The organism is Morganella sp. GD04133 (assembly GCF_029835375.1).
GTDB lineage: Bacteria > Pseudomonadota > Gammaproteobacteria > Enterobacterales > Enterobacteriaceae > Morganella > Morganella morganii_B.
The window spans coordinates 1-2,018 of record NZ_JAODZS010000081.1 but is presented as its reverse complement, the minus strand read 5'-3'; the positions used below and the strand labels follow the sequence as shown (position 1 = coordinate 2,018).

General features: G+C 47.0%; 2 protein-coding genes and 1 pseudogene. All 3 read left to right on the top strand.

Annotated elements, in window-relative coordinates:
* The coding region (locus N7387_RS21085) for a baseplate J/gp47 family protein (RefSeq protein ID WP_279800925.1) at nt 1-867 on the top strand (867 nt) is incomplete at its 5' end.
* Nucleotides 864-1,487: a DUF2612 domain-containing protein gene (locus N7387_RS21080; RefSeq protein WP_279800924.1), complete on the top strand. Its 624-nt coding sequence runs from the start codon at nt 864-866 to the stop codon at nt 1,485-1,487. The genes N7387_RS21085 and N7387_RS21080, both read left to right, overlap by 4 nt.
* 3 nt (nt 1,488-1,490) lie before the next feature.
* Nucleotides 1,491-2,018: pseudogene (locus N7387_RS21075) on the top strand (phage tail protein); the annotation flags it as partial.

Genomic DNA, 2,018 nt, shown 5'->3' with positions numbered 1-2,018 from the left:
GGCTCTCAGGCAGTGGATGTTAATAATATGACCTACAGCCTGGTGAATTCAGTGACCATTCCCGCAAGCGGCAGGACTGATGCTGTTTTTGCCTGTGACACCACCGGCCCCGTAACCTGTGGTGCCGGTGATTTAAACCGAATTTATACTGCAGTTTCCGGATGGGACTCAGTAAATAACCAGTATGCAGGCATTCTCGGGGCTGATGTTGAGTCCAGGGTTTCTTTTGAGGCCAGACGCAGGGAGTCGGTCGCCAGAAATTCAAGAAATCAGGATGGTTCCACCCGGGCTGCATTGCTTGAAGTGACCGGCGTTACTGATGCATATGTCTGGTCGAACAGGAAGGATGAATCCGTTGTAGTGGATAGCGTCACAATAGCACCACACTCTCTTTATGTCAGCGTATACGGCGGAGAGGACAAAGATATTGCAGAGGCTTTGTTCAATACCTGCAATCCTGGCTGCAACATGAACGGGGAGAAGGAGTTTATTGTTTATGATGAAACCTATGATAAGCCGCAACCTCAGTACGTTATGCAGTGGCATCAGGCTGTTCCGGCAAGGGTGCATTTTAAAGTTGAGATAGATAAATCACTGAACCCGCCAAGCGATATCACCGCGCAGGTGAAGCGAGTAATTACTGAGGTGTTTACTGGCCGTTATCCAAATATCAATAAGGCAAGAATCGGCGGGGATGTTACCGCCGGTCGTTACTATGCCCCGGTCATCGGAATTCAGCCGGACAGTGTCAGCATACTGTCTCTTGCTGTATCTCTTGATGGTGCATCCTTTTCCCCGTCAGTGCATATCCCAGTCAGTTCGGTACCGGTTATTGATGACTCCACTATAGAGGTGACGCTTGTATGAATAACTGGCCGGAAACTGTAATCAGACAATACAGCGGCGCTGACCGGATCATGAGCATTCTTGATACGTTTAATCAGGCCGTCAGTATTGATGATTTTACAGATCAATTCATCACGGATGTGTGGGACGTTCTGACAGCAAAAAGCTATGGTCTTGATGTATGGGGTAAAATAGTAGGTGTAGACAGAAATATTGTCGCTCCAATCGAGTCGGATTCATTCGGATTTGCTGATGGATTCACCCCCTTCAATGACGCTCCGTTCTTTGCTGGTGTTCAGGAAACAACCAATGTTCGTCTTGGCGACGATGCGTACCGAACGCTTATTTTATGTAAGGCATTCAGCAATATCAGCACAGCTACTATCCCGGAATTTAACCGCTTTCTGACCATGTTATTCAAGGGGCGTGGAGTGGCCTTTTGCAGTAACTATAAAAAGATGGCTATCGGAATTGTATGCACGTTTGAACTTCAGCCTTATGAGGCGGCGATATTGCAGAACTACGAAGTTATGCCGGTTCCGAGCGGCGTGAGAATCGAAACTTATGAGCTGGTGCCGCCATATTTTGGATTTGCGGAAGACGCTTACCCGTTTAATGACGGAACTTTTTATAAAGGGTAAAAAATGAAATTAAATGACATTCCTAAGCTGATGCCGGTTCCTTTTGGTGTTAACGGGCCACGTGAGGAGTTACTGGAGACATCTCCGGCAGGAAACCGATCCGCTTCATACGCTGATGGATTTCCGCCAATCACGATGCTGTTAAAGCAGGCCGGAGGGCTACCGCCTAAAGGTGAGAACATGAACCAAATTCTGTTTGAACTGGCAAATGGACAGCGTTGGTCAAATTCAGGGGCTGGCTATAAATTCAATAAAGCATTTAGTGAGGCCGTTGGTGGTTACCCTAAAGGAGCGCAGCTGCTTTCTAATGACGGAACAAAAGTATACGTCAGCACCAAGGATGACAATAAAACAGATTTTAATACATCACCTGGCGCTGATTGGGTAACTCTTGGGAATTATATTGGTCTGAACGACTACGCCACAAAAACAGATGTTGATAAAAAGCTCGACAAAGACTCAGTACTTCAGGGGCCGGGCACATCAACAACAGGTGTCATGAGTCAGAAAGCGGTTACTGACCTGGCAAAT